This window comes from Pandoraea sp. PE-S2R-1, from assembly GCF_002179865.1.
Lineage (GTDB): Bacteria > Pseudomonadota > Gammaproteobacteria > Burkholderiales > Burkholderiaceae > Pandoraea.
The window spans coordinates 1-22,923 of the sequence record NZ_NGUR01000015.1; the positions used below are offsets into that span (position 1 = coordinate 1).

At 65.2% G+C, this 22,923-nt stretch carries 10 protein-coding genes; all 10 read right to left on the reverse strand.

What is annotated here, in order from left to right:
• Nucleotides 1-510: 510 nt before the first annotated feature.
• Nucleotides 511-13,692 (reverse strand): filamentous haemagglutinin family protein, encoded by a 13,182-nt coding sequence (locus CDV44_RS17450; RefSeq protein WP_087689164.1) that lies wholly within the window; start codon nt 13,690-13,692, stop codon nt 511-513.
• A 211-nt stretch (nt 13,693-13,903) separates the two neighbouring features.
• Nucleotides 13,904-14,914, reverse strand: coding sequence for a FecR domain-containing protein (locus CDV44_RS17455; protein ID WP_087689165.1), 1,011 nt, complete (start codon nt 14,912-14,914; stop codon nt 13,904-13,906).
• Nucleotides 14,915-14,990: 76 nt separating this feature from the next.
• Nucleotides 14,991-15,506: an RNA polymerase sigma factor gene (locus CDV44_RS17460; RefSeq protein ID WP_087689166.1), complete on the reverse strand. Its 516-nt coding sequence runs from the start codon at nt 15,504-15,506 to the stop codon at nt 14,991-14,993.
• A complete protein-coding gene (locus CDV44_RS17465; RefSeq protein WP_087689167.1) occupies nt 15,507-16,226 on the reverse strand; it encodes an STN domain-containing protein in 720 nt (239 codons plus the stop codon).
• 431 nt (nt 16,227-16,657) lie between these two features.
• On the reverse strand, nt 16,658-17,260 hold the full coding sequence (locus tag CDV44_RS17470; protein WP_087689168.1) for a YbjN domain-containing protein: 603 nt from the start codon (nt 17,258-17,260) through the stop codon (nt 16,658-16,660).
• Nucleotides 17,261-17,335: 75 nt separating this feature from the next.
• Nucleotides 17,336-18,082: a hypothetical protein gene (locus CDV44_RS17475; RefSeq protein ID WP_058377543.1), complete on the reverse strand. Its 747-nt coding sequence runs from the start codon at nt 18,080-18,082 to the stop codon at nt 17,336-17,338.
• A gap of 10 nt (nt 18,083-18,092) precedes the next feature.
• Nucleotides 18,093-19,874 (reverse strand): putative porin, encoded by a 1,782-nt coding sequence (locus tag CDV44_RS17480; RefSeq protein ID WP_087690685.1) that lies wholly within the window; start codon nt 19,872-19,874, stop codon nt 18,093-18,095.
• An 86-nt stretch (nt 19,875-19,960) separates the two neighbouring features.
• Nucleotides 19,961-20,686, reverse strand: coding sequence for an energy transducer TonB (locus CDV44_RS17485; protein ID WP_249277608.1), 726 nt, complete (start codon nt 20,684-20,686; stop codon nt 19,961-19,963).
• A 10-nt stretch (nt 20,687-20,696) separates the two neighbouring features.
• Entirely contained in the window at nt 20,697-21,107 is a 411-nt protein-coding gene (locus tag CDV44_RS17490) for a biopolymer transporter ExbD (protein ID WP_010808895.1), read from the reverse strand.
• A gap of 12 nt (nt 21,108-21,119) precedes the next feature.
• Entirely contained in the window at nt 21,120-22,892 is a 1,773-nt protein-coding gene (locus CDV44_RS17495) for a DUF2341 domain-containing protein (protein WP_087689169.1), read from the reverse strand.
• Nucleotides 22,893-22,923 lie beyond the last annotated feature (31 nt).

The following is a 22,923-nucleotide window of genomic DNA, read 5'->3' on the forward strand; positions in this document are numbered from 1 at the left end:
AAGCAGACGCACTTTTCATCGAGTGCCCACACTTATCGGTTGTTCAATTTTTAAAGATCAATCGCTTCGAACTTCGCTTCGTCGCATCATTACCGCGCCGTCGCTTCGTTTTCTGCGTCGCTGCATCAGCAGCAGAGAAGTGAGATTGTGTCGCAGCTTCTCGTCGTCGTCAACAGTTTTTTTCGCTTCTTTTCGCTCGTCGCCGTAGCGACTCACAAGCTCCAAAACCACTAACCACCGGGCTTTCCAGCCCGTCGCACCTTCTTGCTTCGCCGCTTTCGCTGCATCGCTGTCGTTGCGAGAGACGAGATATTAGTCACGTTCCGCGAACTGCGCAAGCACTTTGTGAAACTATTTTGAAAAGGCGCCAAATCTCGCCGTCGCGCTATATATAGCGAGTGACGCGCGATCAACGTCTGATCCACCGGGCACCATCAATGAGAAACGCCGCAGGTGCCAAGCAACGGCCCCTGCGGCGTTTTCCTTTCCCTCACCCTTGCGCGTCGACGATCAACGCATCAGGTTCCTGCGCTCCGTGGGCGTGAGCGCCTGCAACTGCGCTTCACTCAGGTTCATCTGCCCGAGGACCTGCACGGGCGACGCCGGATCGTAGCGGAACATCCGGCCGTTATCGGCACGCGGCTTGCCCGCCGCGTCGCCAGACGTCCCGGCATCGATCATGCGCACCGAGAAGATCGACGACTGATTCTGGCGCGACGACGCCCGGTCACGCGCTACGGCATCCTGCGCCGCAGCCGCCGCCTGCGCTGCCGTGGCGCTGGCATTCGTCAGCGCCCCCACGTTCACGGCGGCAATGGTCGGAATGCCGACGGACTTGCCCTGCACCTGAATGTTCTCGGCGTTCATGACCCGCAGCGCCGCGATATTCACGTTACCGGACACCCGAATCCCCGCCTCACCCGCGTCGACCGTGCCAAGCGGTGCGATCAGATCGATGTCGCCCGGCGGAATCTCCGGGATCGGGTTCAGCGTAGCGATGCCGGCACCGGTGTTCGGCGTGGTCGGCGACAACGACACCAACCCGAGTTCGTCATACACACGACGTTGCGGCGTGTAGACCACCGTCGACTTCGACCCACGCCCCGCGTTGATATCCCCCTGCGCCGACCAGGCCAGAATATTGCCGCCGAACGTGGTGAACACACGGCTCTGACCGAGCAGGATGCTGTCACGCGCATAAAGATCGACATTGCCGCGTCCCTGCGTGAGCACCCCCGAGCCTTCACCCGGCACGAAGCCGCCGTCCACCCCCACCAGCGTGCGCCCGCCCGGCGTGAGAATGCTCACCCCGCCGCCGAAGTCGGTATGAATGCCGGCGTCCTGCACTTCGTAGTGAGGCACGAAGTACGCCGGACTGCCCCGCGCCGCCCACTGCTCTTGCGTCAGATACGCCACGCCGGGCTTCGGGCGCGTCGTCGAAATTCGCCCGATGTTTTCAAGGTAATAGAGCGCGCTGCTGTACATCGTGAGGCTGCCGTCGTACTCGATCGCAGCGCCAGACGCATCCTTCGCGGGGAACAGCGTGGCAATCGCTTCGCGCCCCCGCAGATAGCTCCCTGCACGCTGGCCGCTGGCGTCGTTGTACTCACGCCCCGAGGCGCGCAACTCCGCGAAGTACACGTCACGCAGATAAGCGCGCTGCTGCTCGGCCGGGAGCGCATCGAAGAACTGACGCGCATCCATCGACGCCGCATCGAATTGACGGCCAAGGCTATTGCGGCCGCCAAAACGCGTAGCAAGCCAGTTCACCAGATAAAGCTGGCTTTGCTGCCCGAACTCGTTGCGCAGATCACGCTTCGCCACGCCGCCACCGCTGCCAGCCGCCTTACCTGCCGCGTCGAGCTCCGCCTGTTTCTGGACGAGGAACGCATCGGCCCCGGCGGCAGTGCCGTCGTAGCCAAACTCCTGACGCAGCCAACCCGGGAGCGTGAGTTCTCCGCCATACACGACCACCGCCTTACCCGGCTGATCCGCAAACGGCCGCGAGCCGTCTGCCTGATTCGCCGCATCGAGATACCGGGCGGCGAACGCCTTGAAGTTGATACCGTCGAGCCCCTTCGGCCCCACACCGGCGGCCACCGCAATCGCCGCCCCATTGCTCCGGTCGCCCGCCTTGACGTTGGCGAGCGCGCCGAGACTGCGCAATTCGGCCTTGTCGCCCATGAACACGTTGCGTCCCGCGGTGATTTCCAGCACCCCCGGACCCGCCACGTAGAACGTGCTGTAAAGAATATCCCGGCCCGCCGACACCACGGAGACATCGTCTGCCGAGTTCTGCACGATCAGATTGCCGCGCATCGTCGTGCTCGCCACCGTCATCGGCCGCCCCGGGTTGTTCACCGGGTCCCGGAAGTCCGGCGTCGTGGTCCAGCCGGCGAACAGGCTGTCGGTGTCCAGATAGGTGCCCAGCGGCGTTCCCGAGCTGACAATGTCCCGTCCGGCCCGGATGGCCACTGCGCCGTTGCCCTCGTACCAAGTCGGCTGGGTACCCTGTTTGGGCTGAATGCTGCCGCGATAGTCGATCCCGCCGGTGTGCAGGCCCACGATATCGCCCGTGAGTGCGTAGAAGCGTGCCGGGGAAATACCGGTGAAGTCGTAACCGGACACAGTCGCCGGGGTCAGGCTGAACATCGGGAATATCGTTGCCGAGTCCCATCCGGGGGTGGGGATGAGCTCCGGTGCCAGCGCGTCCTGTCTGACATTGGTGAGAAAGACACGGCCAAACCATGCCGTTTGCACACCGCCGGCAAACGCCGGATGCTGCGGCGTAGGCAGGGCCGTCGGATCTGCCGCCGAGCGGCTGATCGGGTAACCCGACCCATACACCGAACGCCCCGCAATCATCTCGAGCGCCCCGCCATCGGTAGCGACCTTGAACAATGAACTGACGGGCTCGGGCGCCAGCAACGCAGGGGTATCGCCGATGGTGACGGCCGAGGCCCTGTCGGTAATCGCTGTCGCCGAAAAGCCGTTGTAAATATTGCCGCTCGCGGCCACGGCACGAAGCGTTGCCGGCAGCACGAAGCGACCGTCGGTTGGGGCATAGTTCGACCCTTTGCGATTGTCGGCCATCGCGGTGAGCGGCGAGAGATTCCCCCCCACACTGAACAAGTCGATGGCAGTCGAGGGCGTCCACAGCGTGAACCAACTGAAACCTTCGCCGCTGTAGTCGACACCGCCCGCCGAGAACGGCGTGCCATTGGTTCGCTGCTGCAAGCGTGTCGCGTCACCATAGCCACCGATCACCAGATCGCCGCGCGTGTCGATGCGCGCCGCCGAGTCGCCGAGCACCAGCGTCGGGCCACCGGTTGCGAGCGCCGTTTGCGCCGTAAATACATCGCGCGCCCGGGCTTCGCGCAAGTCGGGTGCCCCGAAGCGGGTATCGACACCGCCAAGCGCTCCCGCTTCGATGCGCGTCGCCCCGCGCAGATTTGTGAACGTGCCGTTCAACGCCAGATTCCCGTTGCGCCAGTCCGATGCATCGTTCACAGCGGCGCCGATCGATACCACAGCGCGCGCTTCGCGCACCGGGTTCAGCCCGCCGCCGATACGCACGTCGAGATCGCCGCCCCCCGTCAACTGGATCTCAGAGCCGTCTGCCGACACGCGCCCGGTGCTGCCGACCGACACGTTCAGGCCTTCGCTACGCGCCGTCGCACGCGTACCGTCGGCACTTCCCGGCCCGATGCGCGACTCCAGCATGCCGGCATTGCCACCGGCTTCGAGCACGACATTGCCGCCGCCGAGCGTGCCAAGTCCGGTGAAGCCGATCAGGAACGGCGCCGTTTCATACACCGAGTAGCCGGATTGCTTGCCGACGGCGTAAGTCCCGAAATTGATCCACCAGGCAGCGGGCACGCCACCTTGTGCGATCGCGGAACCCGATCCCTGTCGCCACAACCAATTGCCGACGTTGCCGGAATCCGGCACCGCTCGCGGCACGCCGAAGCTTGTGGCGCGCGAATACCCGTCGCGCTGGCCAACGGTATCGCCACGAATATCGCCCTGAGCGCGCACGAACAGATTGCCGCCGTGCTCCGGATACCACGCGCTGTAGAGACTCTGTGTACCGCTGACGTACTTCTCGAAGGATGTGCCGTCTGCGCCAAGCACGGAAGTGTTATTGACCTTGGCGCGGGCGAGGTTATAGGCGCTCGTCACATCGCGCGCCTGCGTACCCGCCGTGTAGACCCCGAACGGCGAGTTCATCGTGAAGTTACCCGCCGCGAGCATGTCGAGATCGCCCGTGCCGGTGCGCACCACGCTGAAGACCGGCTCACGCGCGGGCTGCGTCTTCTTGTCGTACTCGGCGGGGACCCCCGGCGTCACGACATGAAACGCGTCGTAGTACCCGTTCCACATCTCGATGTCTGCGGGCGTCGAGACGCCCCAGTTCGCCCAGTCGTCATCCGTGACGATCTCGCCCTCGACACCGCCCATTTGCCAGGCATCCGGCCCCCAACGCCAGACCCCGAGGGTGCCGGTTCCCGGCCGGAGCACATCGAGTTGGCCCATGCCGTAATGGGTATCCGAGAGAATCAGATGACCGTCGGCGCCCAGCGGCTGCAACGCACGCGGATCGGCCGCCGACGTGTCGGCGCCCGCGACGAGCCGCAACGACCACGACGCCGAGCCCGCCTGAAGCATCGGTGAAAGCGCGTGGATCAGCCCCTGATTGCCGTCGGCATCTGCCGGACGAACGTTGACGAACAGCACGCCCCCCGGCAGCTTGACATCGGTCTCGGAGGGAATGATCGCGCCCTTGCGCAACTGCATATCGACAGCAAGCTTCAGGCTCACCGGCATCACGGCGCCCGCAGGCCAGCGCATGGCCCCTACCGACGCCTCGGTGGGCAGCACCAACCCGGCATCGAGTTGCATACCGGAGCGCAAGGTAAGCGCCGACGTCAGGGCCGTACCGGCCGGATACACCACGTTGCCCGCCGCATCGCGCACGGCGGCCCCGAGCACGGTGCCGGCAGGCAGCGTGAGATCGGCGGCAAGCGTGGCGAGCGCCGGCAGACGCGTGCCAGCGGGCAGCTTCGCCGCCGCCACTTGCACGTCGTAATTGAGCTTGCGTTCCGCCGGGAAGGCGGTGCCAGCGGCGAGCGTTACCAGTCCGCCCACCGGCACCACGGCATCACCGCCCCAACCGGCCTTTCCGCTGGTCAGCACCCACCCCTGACTGTCGACGTTAGGCGTGAGCTTGCTGGTGTCGAACCCGTCGCTCAAGCTGCCGAATACATTCAGATTGCCGCCAGCGCGGATCGTCAGCGCACCGGCTTCGCCGCTGCCATACACACCGGTCTTCTGCGTGTTCGGATTCAGGCTCGCGTAGCGATAGCGCGACAGGTCGATGTCGCCGTCGAGGTGAATATCGCCATTGGGCGTCGCACTGACGATTTCGACACCCGGGCGCAAATGGAAAGCGTCGGTGTAGCGGCGCAATCCGGCCAGACGCGCCAGCAACGCGCCATTGGCCAGCGCGTTCGACATGAACGTCTCGTTCTGCGCATGCAGCGCATCCAGATACGCCTGATTGACGACCTGATACGGACGGCCGTCGACCGTCACGTCCGTGCCTGCCGGTGCTTTCGTGTCGCGGAACATCCCATTGACGGTAATCGAGCGCGCACCGTCGATCACGACGTTGCCGCCCGCGTCGATGGCAATGTCGTTGCCCAGCGCCTCGTTCGCGCCGCCGAGCCGCTTGGCGCTGATCTCGACCGTGCCTGCCGAGAGCGGCGCGCCATGCTTGTCGTTCGTGCCGGCGCGCACATCGAGCCGTGCGCCATCGGCCAGCACCACGCGCCCCTGCGCACCGTTGATCTCGATGACCGCACGGTTGGACGCCTCGATGGGCTGACCATAGCTGTCCAGACGCAGTGTCGTGCTGTGCGCGTCGAGCACGGCGTTGCCGCCAACCGTCACACCATCGCGCGCCGACAGACGAATCGTGCCCACCTGTGCGCCGCTCGCGTCGACACGTCCGAGTACATCGAGCCGCCCGCCGTCGATCGACAGCGTGATCTCACGCGCCTTGAGCTCGTCGCCGACGACGAGATCGCCTTGCTTGATCTGGAAACTGCGGCTGCCGAAGACACCGCCTTCGGTCAAACGCGCGTTCAGCGCCGCGAAGTCGTCGATGCGCTGTGCCCGAATATCCACACCGCCCGCCGAGAACGGCACGAACGTACCACCCGCGTCGTAGCGCCCGCTGGCACTGCCGAGCAGCTTGCCCGCCAGCGACACGAAACCGCCCGCCGGTGACAACGCAGAAACGCTGAGCTTGCCGGCCCGGTTCTCCACCGCCGACAAATCGATGCGTGAACCCGCCGTCTGGCGCACGTTACCGTTCGCGCTCGACACCACCACATCGCCACCCCAGCTGTATTTGCTGGTGTCGAAGAAATCGAGCTTGCGTCCGGCGAGGTCGAGCTGCGCACCGTCACCCAGCGTCACATCGCCCTGAGCGGCCACCGTCAGTCGGCCGCTCGGCAGCACGACATTCGTGTCGATGGTGGCAGCACCGCCCGCCGTCAGTCCGACCTCCGCGCCCAGCGCTGCGACCAGTGCGCCGTTGTCGACCACGGGTTTCGCGCGCGCACTGGCGTTGGATACCGACACATTGCCACCGGCGATGAACCGGTTCACCGATCCCGCCGCGCCGGTGAGCAGCGGCGTATCGATAACGATGTCGCCCCCGCTGTAGTCAAAGTTCTGCTTCTGATCGTTCCACCCATTCTGCGAACGATAGACAGACAGGGTGCCCTTCTGGTTGGCGCTCACGCGCTCGCTGGCGTTTAGCGCCACCGTCGAGAAGCCGACGGCCATCCGGTTCATGTCGTGATTGACGTCGTACTGCGTGGCCGGCCCGAAGCCGAACTCGATCTCGCGCGCATCGATGGACAACCGCCCGCTGCCGGTGCCCGCCCCGCCCGCGACAATGGCACCCGCCGGCGATTTCGATCCGGTCCACACAAGCCGGTCGGTCCGAATGCGGGCGATCGCATCGCTCGTCCCGTATCCGAAGATGGCGGGCGTACCCAACACGAGCGTATCGATGGTCGATTTACCCGTCGCTGCGTCGATGGTCGAGAGTTCGACGGAATCGTAGAAGTTGATCGATTCGCGCGCGATGAGCGAGAGGCTTTCCAGCGCAGGCGCGCCGTAAGTCCTGTCGCCACGCATCAGCCGCGAGAGCACCGCTTGGTTGAGCGTAAGACCGGCGGCCAGACGTCCGTCCGCCGCGAGGGCGTCGAGCGACGCCTGATCGCCGACATTGACCCGGCCGACGGCGAGCGACAACTGACGCGTGCCGTAGCGCACGGCATCGGAGATCGTGAACCGCTTGTCGGTCGCCACCGCAATTGACCCTTCGGAGAGCAGCAGCGATTCGCCCGAACATGCCGCACCCGCCGCGCAAACGCCGAGGTCGATATAACCCGCCCCGAACGAATCGCCAATCGTGGACGCCACCGGTGCGAGCATGGAGAGCCGTCCATTGGAGACCGCGAGCACCCCCGCCGCGCCCGGCGCGTAGGTATACCCCAACGTCGAATCCCACATCGACACGCCGTAGCCGAGTGTATTGATGCCACTGCCCTGCTCGATGGTGATGCCCCTGGTCGGCGAGCTCGTCACGATGAAGACTTCGCTGCCGCGAAGCACCGCGCCGCCGCGCAGCACCACGTTATTCGCGCGGCCGGAGAACCCCGCCGTGGTGGCATTGAGAATCGACCCCGAGTTGTCCTGAGACACAACCGGCAACGCACCGATCCCGACGCGTGCTGCGCCGATGGCGTTCAGATCGTCGGCCTTGAGTGAGATCAACGATTTGTCGCCCTGCCGGGGCGTCGCGCCTGCCCCAATAATCTCGATGTTGTCGGCATTCACCAGCAGGCTCGCGCCGTAGCCGCCCTTGGCCGGTGCGACATTGACCGTACCCTCGAAGCGCAACGCGGGCGTGTCGCCAACCTTGCCCCAATAAATGTCCGGCAAGAACATGAGATCAAGGCGCTTGGCGTCTGCCTCGAGCAGCGAACGCGGCGCACCCACGCGATCACTCGTGGCACGCGCGAAGTCCGCATAGCTCATTTCGTTGTACTGCGAGTAGGTCCGCAGGACATCCGCCGACGTGAGCACGACCTGCGTCGGGGTGGCATTGCGAATGGCGGTATTGTTCACACTCAATTGCGCCGGGAGCGTCAGCGACCCATTACGCATGGCGACCGGCGCCAACCCCGCCTGAGAGACGGCCTGCGTCTGCAACTCCACGCGATACGCGCCGGGCAGCAGCGCGAACGTCGACGGCAGCAGCGTGTAAGTGCCCGCCGGCAGTCCCGGCACGCCAGCGCCGATGGTGATCTGCTGGCCGGCGAGCGGAGCACCGGCCCCGGTCTCGCCCACGACAGGGGCATAAGCCGGTTGCGCGCCGGGCACGATCGCGTACACCGGATTGGACGAGAGCGACGGCAGACGGAAACTTCCCTTCGTGCCGGTCTGCACCACTTGCATGAGCGGCGCGAGACGCGCATCGGTAGAGCCGCCACGCCCGGTCAGGAACGCCGCGCCGCGAATTTCACCGCCGCCCGACAAGTCGATGACAGCGCCCGGGTCCGCAGCGACCGAATGGCTATACACGATCACCGACGGCCCACCGCCCGCCAGCCCGTACACCGCGTCTGCGGCAGCATTGAGATAACTCAATCCGTCGAGCGTGCCGCCATAGGGCATCACCAGTCCGTTGGCACTCACGGACGTGACGCTGCCCGGCAACAAGTGAAGAACGCCGTTGGCTTCCGTGTCGAGCGATGAACCGAAGACGATGCCCCCCATCGGGGCGCGCAACACGCCGCCCTGACGAATCTGCCCTGCCAGAAGGGTCATACGGCCGAACAGCGAGTACGGTTGCGGCACCAGACTGTCGCCAACGCGCTCGACGGTCAGCACACGATCCGGGTCAAGCCTCGTCGTACGCACGCAGCAATCGCTCGGATAGCTGCGCTGCCCCACGACAATCTTTGCGGTGGCATTCTGGCCCGGATAGATCTGCACTGCGGCCAACGTCATGTCGCCGGGCGAATAGACTTCGGTCTTGTCGAGCAGACGAAGGTCGCCGGTACTGCGCAACGCGACGTTACCGAAGGCATTGCGCAAGACACTGACAGGCGTCCCTGCGTTGGTCTCGATGGTCCCTGCCGTGCCGAACTGCATCCGGCCCGCTACGTCGATGAGCGCGCCGTCGATTTCGAACTTTGTCTTCTCGGCCAACAACGGCGCGCCAAGTGTTCCAGACCCCTGCCCCGAGTTCTTCGACCCGCTCACCGGATTGGGAATGATGTAGTTGTCGATTTGTTGGCGCGTCGGGCCGGCGAGTTGCACATAGGGCGCGGCGAGTCGAACCTGTGTGTCCGGTGCGGCGGTCGTCGCCAGACCAAACGAACTCGCCGTCAGGCGAAGGCTCTGACCAAGCGCCAGATTGACGTTGCCGTCGAAACTCATCATCCCGTTCGCGAACAACGCCAGGTTGTCGAACCCGCCTGCCGTCACACGGTCCACACCGATGCGCGCGCTACCCATCGTCAGCCCGCCGCCGAGTGAACCCGGGGCCAACGTGTCCGAGAGCCGGCTGTTGCCCTGCGTTTGCGCCACGGTCAACTCGTGCGCGACACGGACGGAATCATCCACCATGGGGCCGCGCAACGTGACGCGATCGACCATGCCATAGGTGAGCGTCTCCAGCACGACGTTCAGCGTGCCACCCGCGGCACCTGCACCACCGGCTGCCGCCTTCATGTCGCCGTCGAGATAGAGGCCGCGGCCCGATGCCAGCGAGATAACCCCGCCATTACTGACCACATGCGTGCGGCCCTGCCCCGGCACATCGATGTCTGCCGCCGAGCCCGACGCATCGAGCTGCGCCCCCGGGCGCACGATCACGAACGCGTCGGACGCATCGACTTGCGTGGCTCCCGCCACATACTTCGCGCCGATCTGGATGGTGCCGCCTGCGGCGACTTTGCCGGAAATCGCACCCGACGCCCCCTGCGCCACGACTGCCCGCGAGGCGACATCGATCACGGAATTCCCGCCCAGCCAGATCGATGTCGGGGTGAACATCCCCTCGGGGCCGTCATACCCGTCGGTCGCGCTGAACAAGCCGGGCAACAGGCTGACCGTGCCCGAGACTGCCCGGAGGGCGCCAAGCACCGTCATCTGCCCGTTACCCGTCAGCGTAATGCTGCGGCCCGGGTCGACTTCAATCCGCGCGCCTTCGCCGACGCTCAACTGCCCGCGCTTGCGCATCGCACCGGCGGACAGCGCGATGTCGGCCCCGCCACGTTGCGTGAGGGTGCCCTTCGCGGCGTCGCTTTGCCAGACGGGTGCCAGCAAGACCGACAGTACGCCGGACGGGTCGCTGCCACTGAAAGCGCCACCTGCCGCTTGTTTATCGATGTTCAGCACCGGCATGACGACATCGAGGCGCGTGTTGTCGGCCACCGTCACATTGCGCTGGCCGGTCACGTCGTAACGCGAGAAGCCGGTCGAGAAGAGCGACGTGTCCAGCCACGTATCGCGCAAGGCGACCACCGAAGCCGGGCCACCGATCACAACGCTGTTGCCCGTGTTCAAGGTCAGCGTACCGCCACCGCTCACGCCGTAGCCACGCAGTGCACCGTCAAGATGCAGTTCGCCGTTGTTTTTGCCGGCCGCGTCGTACTGACTGGCGAGCAGCGAGACGTTGCCGCCCTTGCCGCCGCGCACCGTGCCACCCGACAGCAGGGCAGCGCCCGACGACACATCGATGGTGCTGCCCTGCTGCACCCGCACGTCGCCGGTCGTCGAAAACACGACGCTGCCGCCGTTGAGATACGGCATACCGTGGATGCCTGCCTCGCCGTCGTCCGCCCGGCCCCACAGCCCGCGCACGTCGAGCGTTACACCATTCGCCACCTTGACGGACTGGCCGCCCGTCACGAGCGCCGGGTCCGTCAGGGGCGAGTCACCCCATGTACCGTTGCCAGACGTCGCCAGCATGCGCATCAGGACGTTGCCCGCCGCAATCGAGCCGCCACGCGCCGTGATGTTTGCGCCGATGTTCACACGCGTAGCATGCAGACCCACATCGCCGCCGTCCGCCACGCGAATGTCGCGCGAGAGCGTGACCTCGTCCGTTGCCAACAGCTTCACGCCGCCGAATTGCTGGCGATTGAGCCAGTCGGCGTCGATCGTGATCTTTCCTGCGCGCTGCGCATCCAGCGGGCTTCCCTGCGCAATCGTTGCCGCGAGCGCCTGAACGTCGCCGACATCGATGGTGCGTGCGATAGCCGACGGGCTGTCGCGCAGCGAGAGCGAAACGTCGTCGTAGTACGGCGTGAGCTTGCCGACAACCAGTTGACCGGCACGCGGCGCAGCAAGCTGCGATTGCAGATACCCGTCGTAAAGCCCTCGGTCTGCCGCCTGTGTCTGGCGCGGGCCCTGAAAGACCGTCGTATCGACATCGCCTTCAAGCACGACCGACGGACCTGAAACAATCAACCGCCCGGCGTCGCGCCCGACCGTGTAACCGTTCTCCAGACGCTGCCCCGGCGCGATGAACAGCGTGGCATAGCTCTCGGTGGTGCCCTTCCCCCAGCGGGCGTGTTCGAGCTCGAAGCCGCGATACACGCCGAGATAACGAAGATCGCCCGGTGCATTGTCAACGCGATACAACTGCCCGTCGGCGCCACGCAGCCAGCTTTGCCGGATCATGCCGGTCTGCACGTCGAGCGTGCCGCCTGCCAGATTGATGAGCGAACCGGCGCGCGTGACCACTTCTGCACCGCCCAGTTGCACCGTGCCGCCCTGTGCCGCCCACTCGCCAATGCCGTGCGAGGCCGTGTTCAGATACCCGCTCACCTCCAGCAGGCCGCCCTGCGTGTACCAGCGGTCGGTGGTGTACCCCTGCGTTCCGGCAGGCACGCGCACCAGATAGCGTCGATCGATGTAGACGGTCAGGTTGTTGAGCATGTGCGTGTCGCGATTGCTCGGCGCATCACGTTGCTCGTTGCCCTGCACGTTGACTTCGAGATTGTTTGCCGACATCGACATCTTCACGCCCACGGCGCCGGAGACATCGAGCTTTGCGCGCTCCATCGCCATCGCGCGGCGCGTGGCGAGCACGTTGATCTGGCCGCCCGTGGCCAGCGTGAGCGAGTCGCTGTCGAACAACACGTCGCCGGACGACACGATCTGCACGAGCGACTGATCGCGGCGATTGAAAAGCCCCAACTCTGCGACCTTGTCGGCCTGCGCCAGCAGCGTGGTGCGCTGCGCATCGAGTGCCGCATCGCTCGACGTGTCGAGCACGATCGCGTTGATGGCGCCGGGGGCAACGCGCACCAGCGCATTCGCATCGCCGTTGGCGCTCAGGTGGATCGTGCCGCGCGTATTGACCGAGGTGCTCGAAACCAGCACGCCACTTTGTTCGACCTGCCGGGCCGCGAGCGTGATGTCGCCAAGCTCGGCCAGAATCAGCCCACTGTTGCTGACGCGGCCCGCGGTCGAACCCGGCAACAGCTTCGGTTCGACCTCATTGCCGCGCGTGCTGGAATTCAGATTGCCGTCGGTGCCAACACCGCGCCGGATCACGAACGAGTCGCCACCGGCCAAGACCGTCTGCCCCGAGGGCGTGACGATGGTGCCGCGATTGTGCGCTTCGCGCCCGAGCAGCAACACGTAGCCGCCGCCCTCGGTAACCGACTGCGGACGCCGCGTATTGATGCGGGCACCCGCGTCCACCGTCACGTTGGCAGTCGCGCCCGTGTGCGACACGCTCGATCCACTTACCTGAAGGTCGTTGGCGAAGGTCGGCACCGTCGCGCCGGATACGGCCGCGCCGTAGATCCCGCGATTGAACTGATCGTTCGTCATGCCAACGGCTGCCGCCACGAGATTGCGCGTATCGACCTGCGCCGTGCCCGTGAACTGAATGCCGTTGCGGTTGACGATCATGACCGTGCCGTCAGCCTTGATCTGCCCCTGAATCTGACTCGGACGCGCCAGCGGATCGTTCACGCGGTTGAGCACGGCCCAGCCCGGCTGCTGCACGAACTCGACCGTCGTGCGGCGGCCAACGTTGAACGTCTCCCAGTTCAGAATCGCCTTCTCGCCCGTTTGCTCGATGGCCACCTTGGTGTTGCCCGCGGCGTCGCGGCTCTTCGCGATGTCTTTCTTCGCGTTGATCCAGCCCGCCGTGAGGCTATTGGTGTCGACCTTCAGGCCACCGTCGGCCAGACCGTCGGGAATCGTCTCCGGTGTCGCGGCGGCCGCCTGACGCGCGGCAGTCTGCGCGGCCTGCATCGCCGCGATGCCTTGTGCGGCAGTGGCAAGATTGGCGATCGAATTTTGCAGCGCCTGATTGGCGCGTTGCTGCTGCTCGCCCGGATTTTGCAGCGACGATACCGGCATGCCGTTCGGCAAGCGGCCCGTCTGTGCAGCGGCGGATTGCGCCGCACCGCGTGCGGCAAACCACCCGTTGCTGAAGGCTTGTTGCGCTTGCGCCGTGCCGATCATGGCGCTGGTGGCGGCGAATACGGCGACTGCCTGTGCCAGCGGCCGAATGCGCGGCAGACGTGCGCTGGCCCGCGTGCGTGTTGATAGGGAAACTACGCGCTTGTGCATGGTCATCTCAATCCCGTCTGGCGTCTCGTGCGGCCGTGGGACGTTGTCTCGCGACAACGCCAGCGACGGCCCTTGCAGGTTTTCGTTCAAGCGATGCGAACGCTTGACGCTCTCGGGATTAAGACCGTTCGGCGCGAGCCAATCGGCAAGGATTTATTTGAATCTTTCGTGACACGATCCGATCGTCACGAAGCACCACGAAGCACAACGTGCACGTTCAACCGAGCAGGACGATGCCGCCCGGCAAGGTGTGTGCGGAGAGTTGCAGCGAACGCTCGATCTGACCCAGCGCCACGTCGAGCGAGCGAATGGCAAAGCGCCCCGTCACCGGCCGTGCAGCCACCTTGTCGTTCACCAGCACGACCTTGCCCGGCCGATAGCGATTGATCTCGTCGATCACCTCACCGAGCGGGACTTCGGCGAAGCGCAGATACCCATCGCGCCACGCCGGCATGTCGTTGTCGCCAACGTTCACGAGCGACTGCAAAGCGCGCTCGTCGTAGACCAGTTGCTGACGCGCGCGCAATTGCACGCGCCCCGCCGTATGCACGACGTCGGCCACGCCCTCGATACACGTCACGCACACCTTCTGCGCCACGTTGCGCACTTCCACACGGGCATGGCGGACAATCGTACGTCCAGCCCCCGCGACGATTTCGAAGGGTGCCGCCGCGCGCGTGGTATCGACCGCCGCTTCACCGCCCAGCAGATCGACGCCGGGCGTTTTGCCCGTGCTCAACGCCATGCTGGTACGCGTATTCATTTCGACGGACACGTTGCCGGCCAGCGCGATGGTGCGCTGCTCACCGGTACCGGTGCGGTAATCCGCGCGCAGGGCCGTCGTGCCCGGCAACAGTCCGAGCGGCCCACCGATCACCGCCACGCCCGCGACGGTCGCGAACGCGCCAGCCGTTCCGGCCAGCCACCAGCGTCGACGGGGATCGAAGCCCCGTGTGGCTTTTCGTTCCGGTGCCGCCGGCTTTGCCGGTGCCGTGCAAGGTGCAGAAGCCGTCTGCTGGGCTGCTTGCGTGAGGTGTTGCCACTGACGGCGCGCGTCCGCAAGTGCCTGCGCATGGCTCGGGTCCCGCCGCGCCCATTCGCGCAGCGCATCGCCATCGGCATGCGTCATCTCACCGGCCGCCATGCGCCGCACCCAAGTCATGGCCTGACGCTCGAGCGCGTCGAGACGCCGCTTCGGCGGCAACTTGGCTTCGGGTCGAGAACTCATGGCGTCACCTCTCGCACGAGACAGAAGGTCTCACTCCATGAGACGGTTTTCCCGCACGCCATCGGCAATCCTTCGTTCATTCCGACCTCGGCATGTGGGCCACGCAGTACTCGTGGGCGCGTTTGAGTTCAAGGCCGACCAGACGCGGCGACACACCGAAGCGGCGCGCCACGTCCTCGTTGGACATCTCGTGCACCCGCACGGCGATGAAGATCGCCCGGCGGCGCGGCGGCAGGGTGGCGAGCAGCCGTTCGAGCAGCGCAATCTCGTCGCGCGCTTCGACCGTCTGCGCGGGGCCCGGCGCAGGGTCCACGAACTCGGTCATGAGAGCATCGATCTCGTCGTCGCTCATGTACCGGCGTTCGCGCTGCACGCGGTCGAACGCCATGTTCATGGCGATGCGCATCAGGTACGCGCCGGGACTCTTCACGTCGTTCTGACGGTCGGCCCGGTCATCGAGATGCACCCACGTATCGTGCAGCGCATCGCTCGCGAGCTCTGCCGACCCGAGACGCCACGTCAGCTTACGTTTTAGGTCCTCATACCGCTGCGTCAGCAAATCGCGCAGGAAAGATCGGGGCGTATCGGCCATCTATCGCTCCGTTGCCGCCTGACACGGCGAATGCACACACGTGGGCTGGGTCGCCTGACAGTCGGCGCTCACCAGAAGCAGAACGAACGGCCTTGACGTGTCGGCAGGCGAGCTCCCGACATCGAGGCCCTGCAAACGACGCAAGATGGCGGCGTCGCGACGGCCGTCACCGGTCGTATCGAGCAGACGCACCTGCGCCACCCGCGCGTTCGGGCCAACCTGAACCGTCATGGCCAATCGATACTCGCCCGGCGAGAGCGACGGCGCCGCGCACAACGCCTGCAACACCTTGCCCTGCAAGCGTGCGTGATAGTCGGTGGCGGCCCGGGCGGCACTACGGTCCATCTCGCCTTGTCCATCGGCATCGGCACGCCCCAGCGGCGCGAGAACAAACGCGTTCTGCGCCGTGGCTTCGGCCATCACGCCGGTGCCTTCGAGCAATTCGTTGAGCGCTTCGCCCGGTGAGTAGATCCCCGAGACGGCGTGCGAGCGACGCCCTTCCACCAGTGCAGACGGGTAGAAGACAGACATGCGGGTCAGCGCATCGAAGCGGGCGAGCGCGTCCTTCAAAGGCAGCTCCGGGAGATCAAACGACTGCGCCTGAAGCGGCGCTGCAACGGCACATTCGAGTGCCATGCTGAACATGCCGCCCAGCAGCCAGCCCGCCAGAACGCTCGCAGCCGCGAAGCGCAAACGTGGAGAGCGAGCAATAGCAATCATGTCGGGCGGTTTGCCTTTGCATGGCAGGCGGTCGGAAATATCGGAAGTGGCGGGACCTCTGCGGCAAGCAAAGCACGCGGCGATGCCCTCAGGCGATCACCGTTTCCCCGTGGATCCACGAATAATTTGTAAGAATTCCTGAGGATTCTGGTGTCCGATTGTGACCGTACTTTGACAGTGCCTCTTATCGTCATGAAATGTTTCTCAACGTGTCCCGATATCGCTGAAAAATCAGGCCTCCTGACGAAGTGACGACCGGCATATCCGGTAGCACCGGCAGCACAGGCAACAAAAAAGCCCGTAACACGGCCACGGGGTACGGGCAGGTTACGGGCCAACCAGTCGTCTAACTGGACGTGATACAGCCGCGCGCGGGAGGTTCCCGAGGCTCAGGCGAGAAACACACAAAAGATGCGTCGCGCGGCGACGCTTTAGTTAAGCGTCATCGGTGCCTGTCCATCGCCGCTCGCGAGCACGTCGCCCGGCGCAGCAGAGATGCCTTCGCCCGACGCTTCATCACCGGCGATCTGGCCGGTCGACTGCTGCGTGAAGTTGCGAAGGTGCAGGAAGAACTGTCCCATCATCTCGACCCAGAGACGCATCGAGAAATTCAGGAAATCCGGGGAAACGCCGCCTGCCACGATGACGTCCATTTCCAGCACGAGGAACTCGCCGTGGGCCGCCACGCGGGCGAAACGGCGCGAGCGATGCCACTCGTTGATGAGACCTTCGGGCAGATCGCCACCCTGCACGCGCAGCGGGCAGCTCAGCGTGAAATCGAGATACTCGTCGGCGCCGGCCTGATTGCCCCAATGCACCTGGTAGCCGATGCCGTGGCTCGCGCTATGCAGGCGCGTGACCAGATCGTCTTGCTGCACGGTCACCGCGCAACCGGCAGCGCGAATGGCTTCGGCGACCTGAGTGGACGTGACAAAAGTGATGATGCCTGCGAGCGGCGACGCGCCCGAAGACGTCGGCGCACCGGCTCGCTCGGCGTCGTGATTGTCGTGTTGCATCGTGTTCTCTTCGTTCATGCCAGTGGTCCTCTAACTATCGTTATGCGAATTCAGGACGAGGGGTGCCATGCACACCCCTCGTCACGCGCGGTATTACTGCGATGCAGCCGGTGCCGACGCCGTGGCTGCTGCGGTCTCGGCGGGCTTGGCGGCAATGGCGGCAGCGGCCTGCTGCTCGTCGAACTTGCCCTCGTAGAGCTTGTCGCCGTACTCCTGCGCGATACGCTCGTACTTCACCCGGGCCTGCCCGGCGAACGGCTGGCGCGCCGCAACCACGGTCGCCACATCCATCGTCTCGTAGGCCGTCAGAATTTCCTGTCCGACGGCATACAGACGATCGTTCTTCTCCTTGCACATCGTGAGCGCGACACGTTGTGCAGCCGACTCGTCGGCGAGATGCTTGCGCTGCGCATCGGCCTGACGGGCGAGCTTGAGCAGCTCGTCGTAGGCGTTGCGATACTGGGCAATCTGCGTGTTGGCCTTATCGGCCACCGACTTCACTTCCGATTGCGACGCGCGGGCGTCCTGCGCGAGGCGCTCGCGCGCCTGACGCTCAGCGGCCAGTTGCTGCTGCGCCTCATCAAGCGCCTTCTTCAGCGCTTCGGGCGACTCTTTGCCGGCGGCACCGGCCGTGGCACCACCGGCCTTGAGCGCGGCGAGTTCGTTCTTCGCCTGCTGGAGCTGCTCGGTCGTGCTGCGCAGTTGCGTGCGCAGACGCTCTTCCATCGTCGGCGCGCCCTGCGGCGTCTGCGCCGAGGCGGCAGCGCACGCGGCAAGCAGCACCGCGGCGGCTACACCTGACGCCAGACGCGACATCGCGCGCGGGGGCTGTTGACTCATGACGACCTCCTTAGAATCGCGCGTTGACTTCGATTTGCAGCGTGTCGATCGACAACGGCGCGCCATAGACTTCCTTCGTCGAGAGCCAGCGGCCAGTCAGCCATGCATTCTTGTCGAAGGCATACGACGCGCCAAGGTAGTAGCCCTTCGCGTTCGTGCCGCCGCCGTGGAACGTCGAATCGTTGTAGGCATCGGGCACGGCATCCGGCTCGATACGCTTGTAACCGAACAACACGTTCCAGTCGCCGCGCGACGCCATGACCGGCTTGCCGAACGTCGCCTGAACCATGTAGGCGTTCGGGCCGCTCTTGAAGTTGGCACGCGTTGCATCGCCCGAACCGAAGTTGTTCACGATGCCGCCATTCGCACGCGCCCACATCTCGCCTTCGTTGTAGGCCAGGTTGCGGATGTAGTTCACGTCGAAGCGCAGCGGGTAGCGGCCGGCCAGCATCGTGTCCCAACGGGCCGAGAGATCGAGCAACTGGAACTTCGAGGCGTAACCGACATACTGCGGCTGCGCCGTGTTGGCCGGATCGAGCGGGTTGAGCGCGATGTTACGCAGCAGCATGAGCGTGTTGCCCTTCTGCATGAACGCCGGGCGCGACCAGTCCGAATCGCAGCTCGTCTGGCCCGCGTAAAGCGCGCAAGGCGACGACAGTTGACCCGTGATGTTGCGGAAGTCGAAGTAGCCGACCGTGCCGCGGAAGCTGTTCTTCGAGTCGAGCTTCCAGTTCGCGCCGAACTGCGTGCCGAGCATCCACTTGGTCTGGCTCGACATCTTGCTCTGGCTGTTCGACGGCGAGTTGTCGCCCGAATACTCTAGCGGGATGAAGCCGAGCGAGCCAAACAGTTCGACGTTCGGATTCTGCGGCAGCACCTTGTTGAACTGCGCGGCAATGCCGTCGATGTTCAGGTCGCTCGAGAACAGCATGTCGGTGGTGACGTACGGCGGGGCGAAACGCCCGCCCGTGACCTTCATCCACGTGAACGGCTGATACGACATCCACATCTGGTCGAGCCAGACGCTCTTCTTGTTCAGACCGCCGCCCAGCGTGGAGTTGGTCGAGACGGGGCTGTCGTCGTTGCTGCTCGCCAGCCGCACACCGGCTTTCACCTGCTCCGAGACGTCGGCGAAGATGCCGAAGCGTGCACGGGCGCGGAACTGGTTGGTGCGATTCTGCGTGGTGTTGAGCAGCGGCGGGAGCGCCAGGTTGGTGTTCGAGTTGACGTCGAAACCATTGCCCTTGTTGATCTGCGCCCAGTCGATCTGCGTGTTGGTGTTGCTGCTCGAATAGAAGCGCGATTCGTTACGCAGGCGGAAGTCGCCTTCGATATGAATGCGCTTGGTCCACTCGGGGGTTTCGTTCGGTGCGGCCCAGCCTTCCGTCTTGGCCTGCGCCATCACTTCGTTCTTCACCTCGTCGCGAATCTGATCGCGCGTGGTCTGCGAGATGTACGGAATGCGCACGTCGCCCGGCTCGGCACCCGGCACCGCGGCCACGGGCACCGGTGCGGCGGCAGCCTTCTGCGCCGCCGCCGATGCCGCATAGGCTTCCGTTTCGGCTTGTGCCAGCAGAGCTTCGCCCGTGGTCTTGTCGATCGCGCCGCTCTTGATGAGGCCACGGATCAACTTGACCATCGCCGTCTCTTTCGGGGCCGGCTGCGCCTGTGCCTGAGCCAGACCTGCGGTCCCCATCAGTGCGAGCGCCAGCGCCACGGCGCCTGCGGTCCCCGCAGCGCGTGGCGCACGTCGGAGTGCGAGCGCGCCGGTCATACGTTCCAGTGCTTTCATTTTGTGTGTGACTTTTGCGTAAAAAGGAAGTCCTTCATTCATCACCTGCGCAACCACCTGAGGCGTGACGAGCGTCGAATTGCGCTTCATGGCCGGCGTCCCCGGATACTCATCGACAGCGGATAGCGCAGCGACGCCGGCGGCTTCTCTTCTGCGCGGAAGTCGCGCAGCATCGCGAGGACCGCGTCGTCGATGGCCGCGTTACCCGTGCCCCGCACCAGTTGAGCGCGCGTGGCGCGTCCGTCGGCGTCGAGCCAGAGATCGATACGGACGTCGTCGAAGGCCAGCGTGCGAGTGCGCGCATCGCGCCCGAACGCCTGTTGCAGTGAGCTGGCAAGCCACGCGCTGTAAGAGCGGCTACCCAGCCCGCCGCCACCGCCCGTCATGCCGCCGCCATTGCCGGCGCCGATACCGAATGCGTCAGTGCCCGCCTGTGCGTCGCCATTGATCGTCACGGCGTCGCCGAGATCCTTGGTCGGGCTCGGCGGCGTGTCGTCCTTCGGCGGCTCGACAGGGTCGGCCGGCTTCGGCTCGACGACTTCGGGCTTGATCTTCTCCGGCTGCGGCTCAGGCGGTTTCTCCTGAGGCGGCGGTGGCGGCGGAGGCGGTGGCAGCATGAGCATCGGCGGGGTGTTCACCTCGCGGCGCATGCTGGCCTTGTCCGTGAGCAAGTGCCAGAAAAGGGCGATCAGACCGAGCACGACCAGGCCGCCGACGATCAGTGGGCCGCGCTGGCGCAGCAGCGCCAGCGCCGGACTGGGCGGTTTGGCGGCGGGCCGCACGGGGCTGGACGCGAAATCGCGAGGTTTCACGCTGCGCTCCTTACTGCGGCTTGCCGGTCACGAGGCCGACCTGGTTGAGATCGATCCGGCGCAGCAGGTCGAGCACTTCGACGACCTTGGCGTACTGAACCTGCGCGTCGCCGCGCACGATCACCGGGAAGTCGGGGGTGACTGCCTTTTCCGTGCGCAAGCGATCCTCGAGCTCGGTGAGCGTCACCGGATAGGCATCGAGAAAGACCTGACCGGCGTTGTCGACCGTGATCGCCTTGGTCTTCGGCTTCTCGAGGGCCACCGATGAGCTGGCCTTCGGGAGATCGACCTTGATGCCGGGAATGCTGGCGTTGCTCGTGAGAATGAAGATCACCAGCACCACCAGCAGCACGTCGACAAACGGCGTGATGTTGATGCCGCCCGAGCGCTTCTTCGCGGCGAATCGCGTTGCGTTAGCCATGATTCGTCCTCGTCAGGCGCGTTGCAGCACGGGCTGACGGCGGCCTTCGCCCTGCTCTTCTGCGAGGCGCGTCGTGAATTCGTCGACGAACACGGCCATGTCGGCCGACAGTGCATCCGAGCGCGACACCAGCCAGTTGTAGCCAAACAGTGCAGGAATGGCCACGCCGAGACCGGCGGCCGTACACAGCAGTGCCGCGGCCATCCCCGGGGCCACCGAGTTGATGTCCACCGCGCCCGCCATGGCGGCCACGACGAACACCAGCATGATCCCGATCACGGTGCCGAACAGACCGACATACGGCGCGCCTTCGATCGACGTCGAGAGCCAGTTCATGCGTTTGCTCATGTCTTCGACTTCGCGCACCATCGCACCGTCCATCGACGCGCGAATGGCGCTGATGGTCGCGTCCGATACGGCGCTCGTGTCGTAGCCGAGTTCGTGACGGCGATGCAGCTCACCCAGCGCGACCTCGTACAGACGCCACAGCGGCGATTGCCCGCGCACGTCATCTGGCACGCGATTCGTGCGCGCGATCTGGTCGAGCGGTGCGCCCGAGGCTTCGCGAAAATGCGTCATGAAGGCGCTGTTAGCACGCGCCTTGGCGGCGTAGCTGCGACCCTTCGTGATCATGATGAGCCACGACACCAGCGCCATCAGACCCAGCACACAAACCACCACCCAAGCGTCGACCGGCATGGCCGAGAGGATGAAGGCGAAGTGGCTCTTGCCTGCTTGCTGCTCGTCCGGGCCGAAGGCGATCAGACGCGATTCCGAACCTTGCGAGACAGCGTCGGTTTGCAGCAGTGCGGCGCTACGTGCGACCTTCGAGAGATGCACTTCGTCCACAGCACCCGAGAAGTGAGCGAGGCCACCGGTGGCGCCATCGACATCACCGCCGATGATCGTCGGCGAGTTCAGTGCGGGCAGTGCGACGGCGAGCGTCGTGGCGGCGTGACCGCCGACGTAAAGCGTGACCGACTTGCCATCTGCCGTGACGGCCAGATGCGACCACTTACCCGCCTGAATCGGTTGGCCCGGCTGGCTGCGCTGCGCGCCCACCTGCACGAACGGCACGCCCTGATCGATACCGACCACGAGATCGTTGCCACCATCGCGGCGAACGTAAATCGCTTCGTTCGCGCCCAGCTTCTCCGGGTGCACCCAGGCCGAGAACGTGAACGGGCTGCCTGCGGCGAGCGCGAGCGACGGCGAGGCCGGCAGCACGATCGGCGAAGCGCCGGCCTGCGCGCCCTTGCCGATGATCGCGCCGTCCAGCGTGACGACCGGGTTCTGGCTGTTGTTGCCGTAAGCGGTCGTGTCGCGTGCGGGCACGTTCGACTCACCGAAGTGGTACACGGCGGTGTAATCCGGATCGAACACGCGCTGACCGTTGCCGGCCGCGGGGGCCTTGCGGTTGCCGTAGTACATCCAGACCTGTTGCTTGGCGCCGGCGCTCACCGCGGGCACATCGACCCACACGAGCGCAATGCCCAGCACCGGATCGAACTGCTCGATCTGGTGATTCAGCACGGTCTTGTCGTCGGCGGCCACGAAACGCAGGTCGGCACCGGTTTCGTTCACGCCTTCAAAGCTGAAGTTGCCGGTATGCAGGCGCAACAGCATCGGCACCCGGCCGGCGTCGCCCGTGATGTTGCCGCCTTGCGGGCCGGCGTCGATGGTGATCGGCTTGCGGTACGCCCAATCCGGTTGCCACCAGGCGTGCGCGAGCACCGGCATCAGCGTGCCGATCAGCGCAAGCAGGAATGGAAGAATGCGTCGCATGGCTGTATTTCTCCGTTTATGCCGCCCGACG

Bases quoted from the DNA above. Each gene is read 5' to 3' on its own strand.
- CDV44_RS17475 (WP_058377543.1), bottom strand. From the start codon at position 18,082: ATGAGTCAACAGCCCCCGCGCGCGATGTCGCGTCTGGCGTCAGGTGTA.
- CDV44_RS17495 (WP_087689169.1), bottom strand. From the start codon at position 22,892: ATGCGACGCATTCTTCCATTCCTGCTTGCGCTGATCGGCACGCTGATG.
- CDV44_RS17470 (WP_087689168.1), bottom strand. From the start codon at position 17,260: ATGAACGAAGAGAACACGATGCAACACGACAATCACGACGCCGAGCGA.
- CDV44_RS17455 (WP_087689165.1), bottom strand. From the start codon at position 14,914: ATGAGTTCTCGACCCGAAGCCAAGTTGCCGCCGAAGCGGCGTCTCGAC.
- CDV44_RS17460 (WP_087689166.1), bottom strand. From the start codon at position 15,506: ATGGCCGATACGCCCCGATCTTTCCTGCGCGATTTGCTGACGCAGCGG.
- CDV44_RS17450 (WP_087689164.1), bottom strand. From the start codon at position 13,692: ATGACCATGCACAAGCGCGTAGTTTCCCTATCAACACGCACGCGGGCC.
- CDV44_RS17490 (WP_010808895.1), bottom strand. From the start codon at position 21,107: ATGGCTAACGCAACGCGATTCGCCGCGAAGAAGCGCTCGGGCGGCATC.
- CDV44_RS17480 (WP_087690685.1), bottom strand. From the start codon at position 19,874: ATGAAAGCACTGGAACGTATGACCGGCGCGCTCGCACTCCGACGTGCG.
- CDV44_RS17465 (WP_087689167.1), bottom strand. From the start codon at position 16,226: ATGATTGCTATTGCTCGCTCTCCACGTTTGCGCTTCGCGGCTGCGAGC.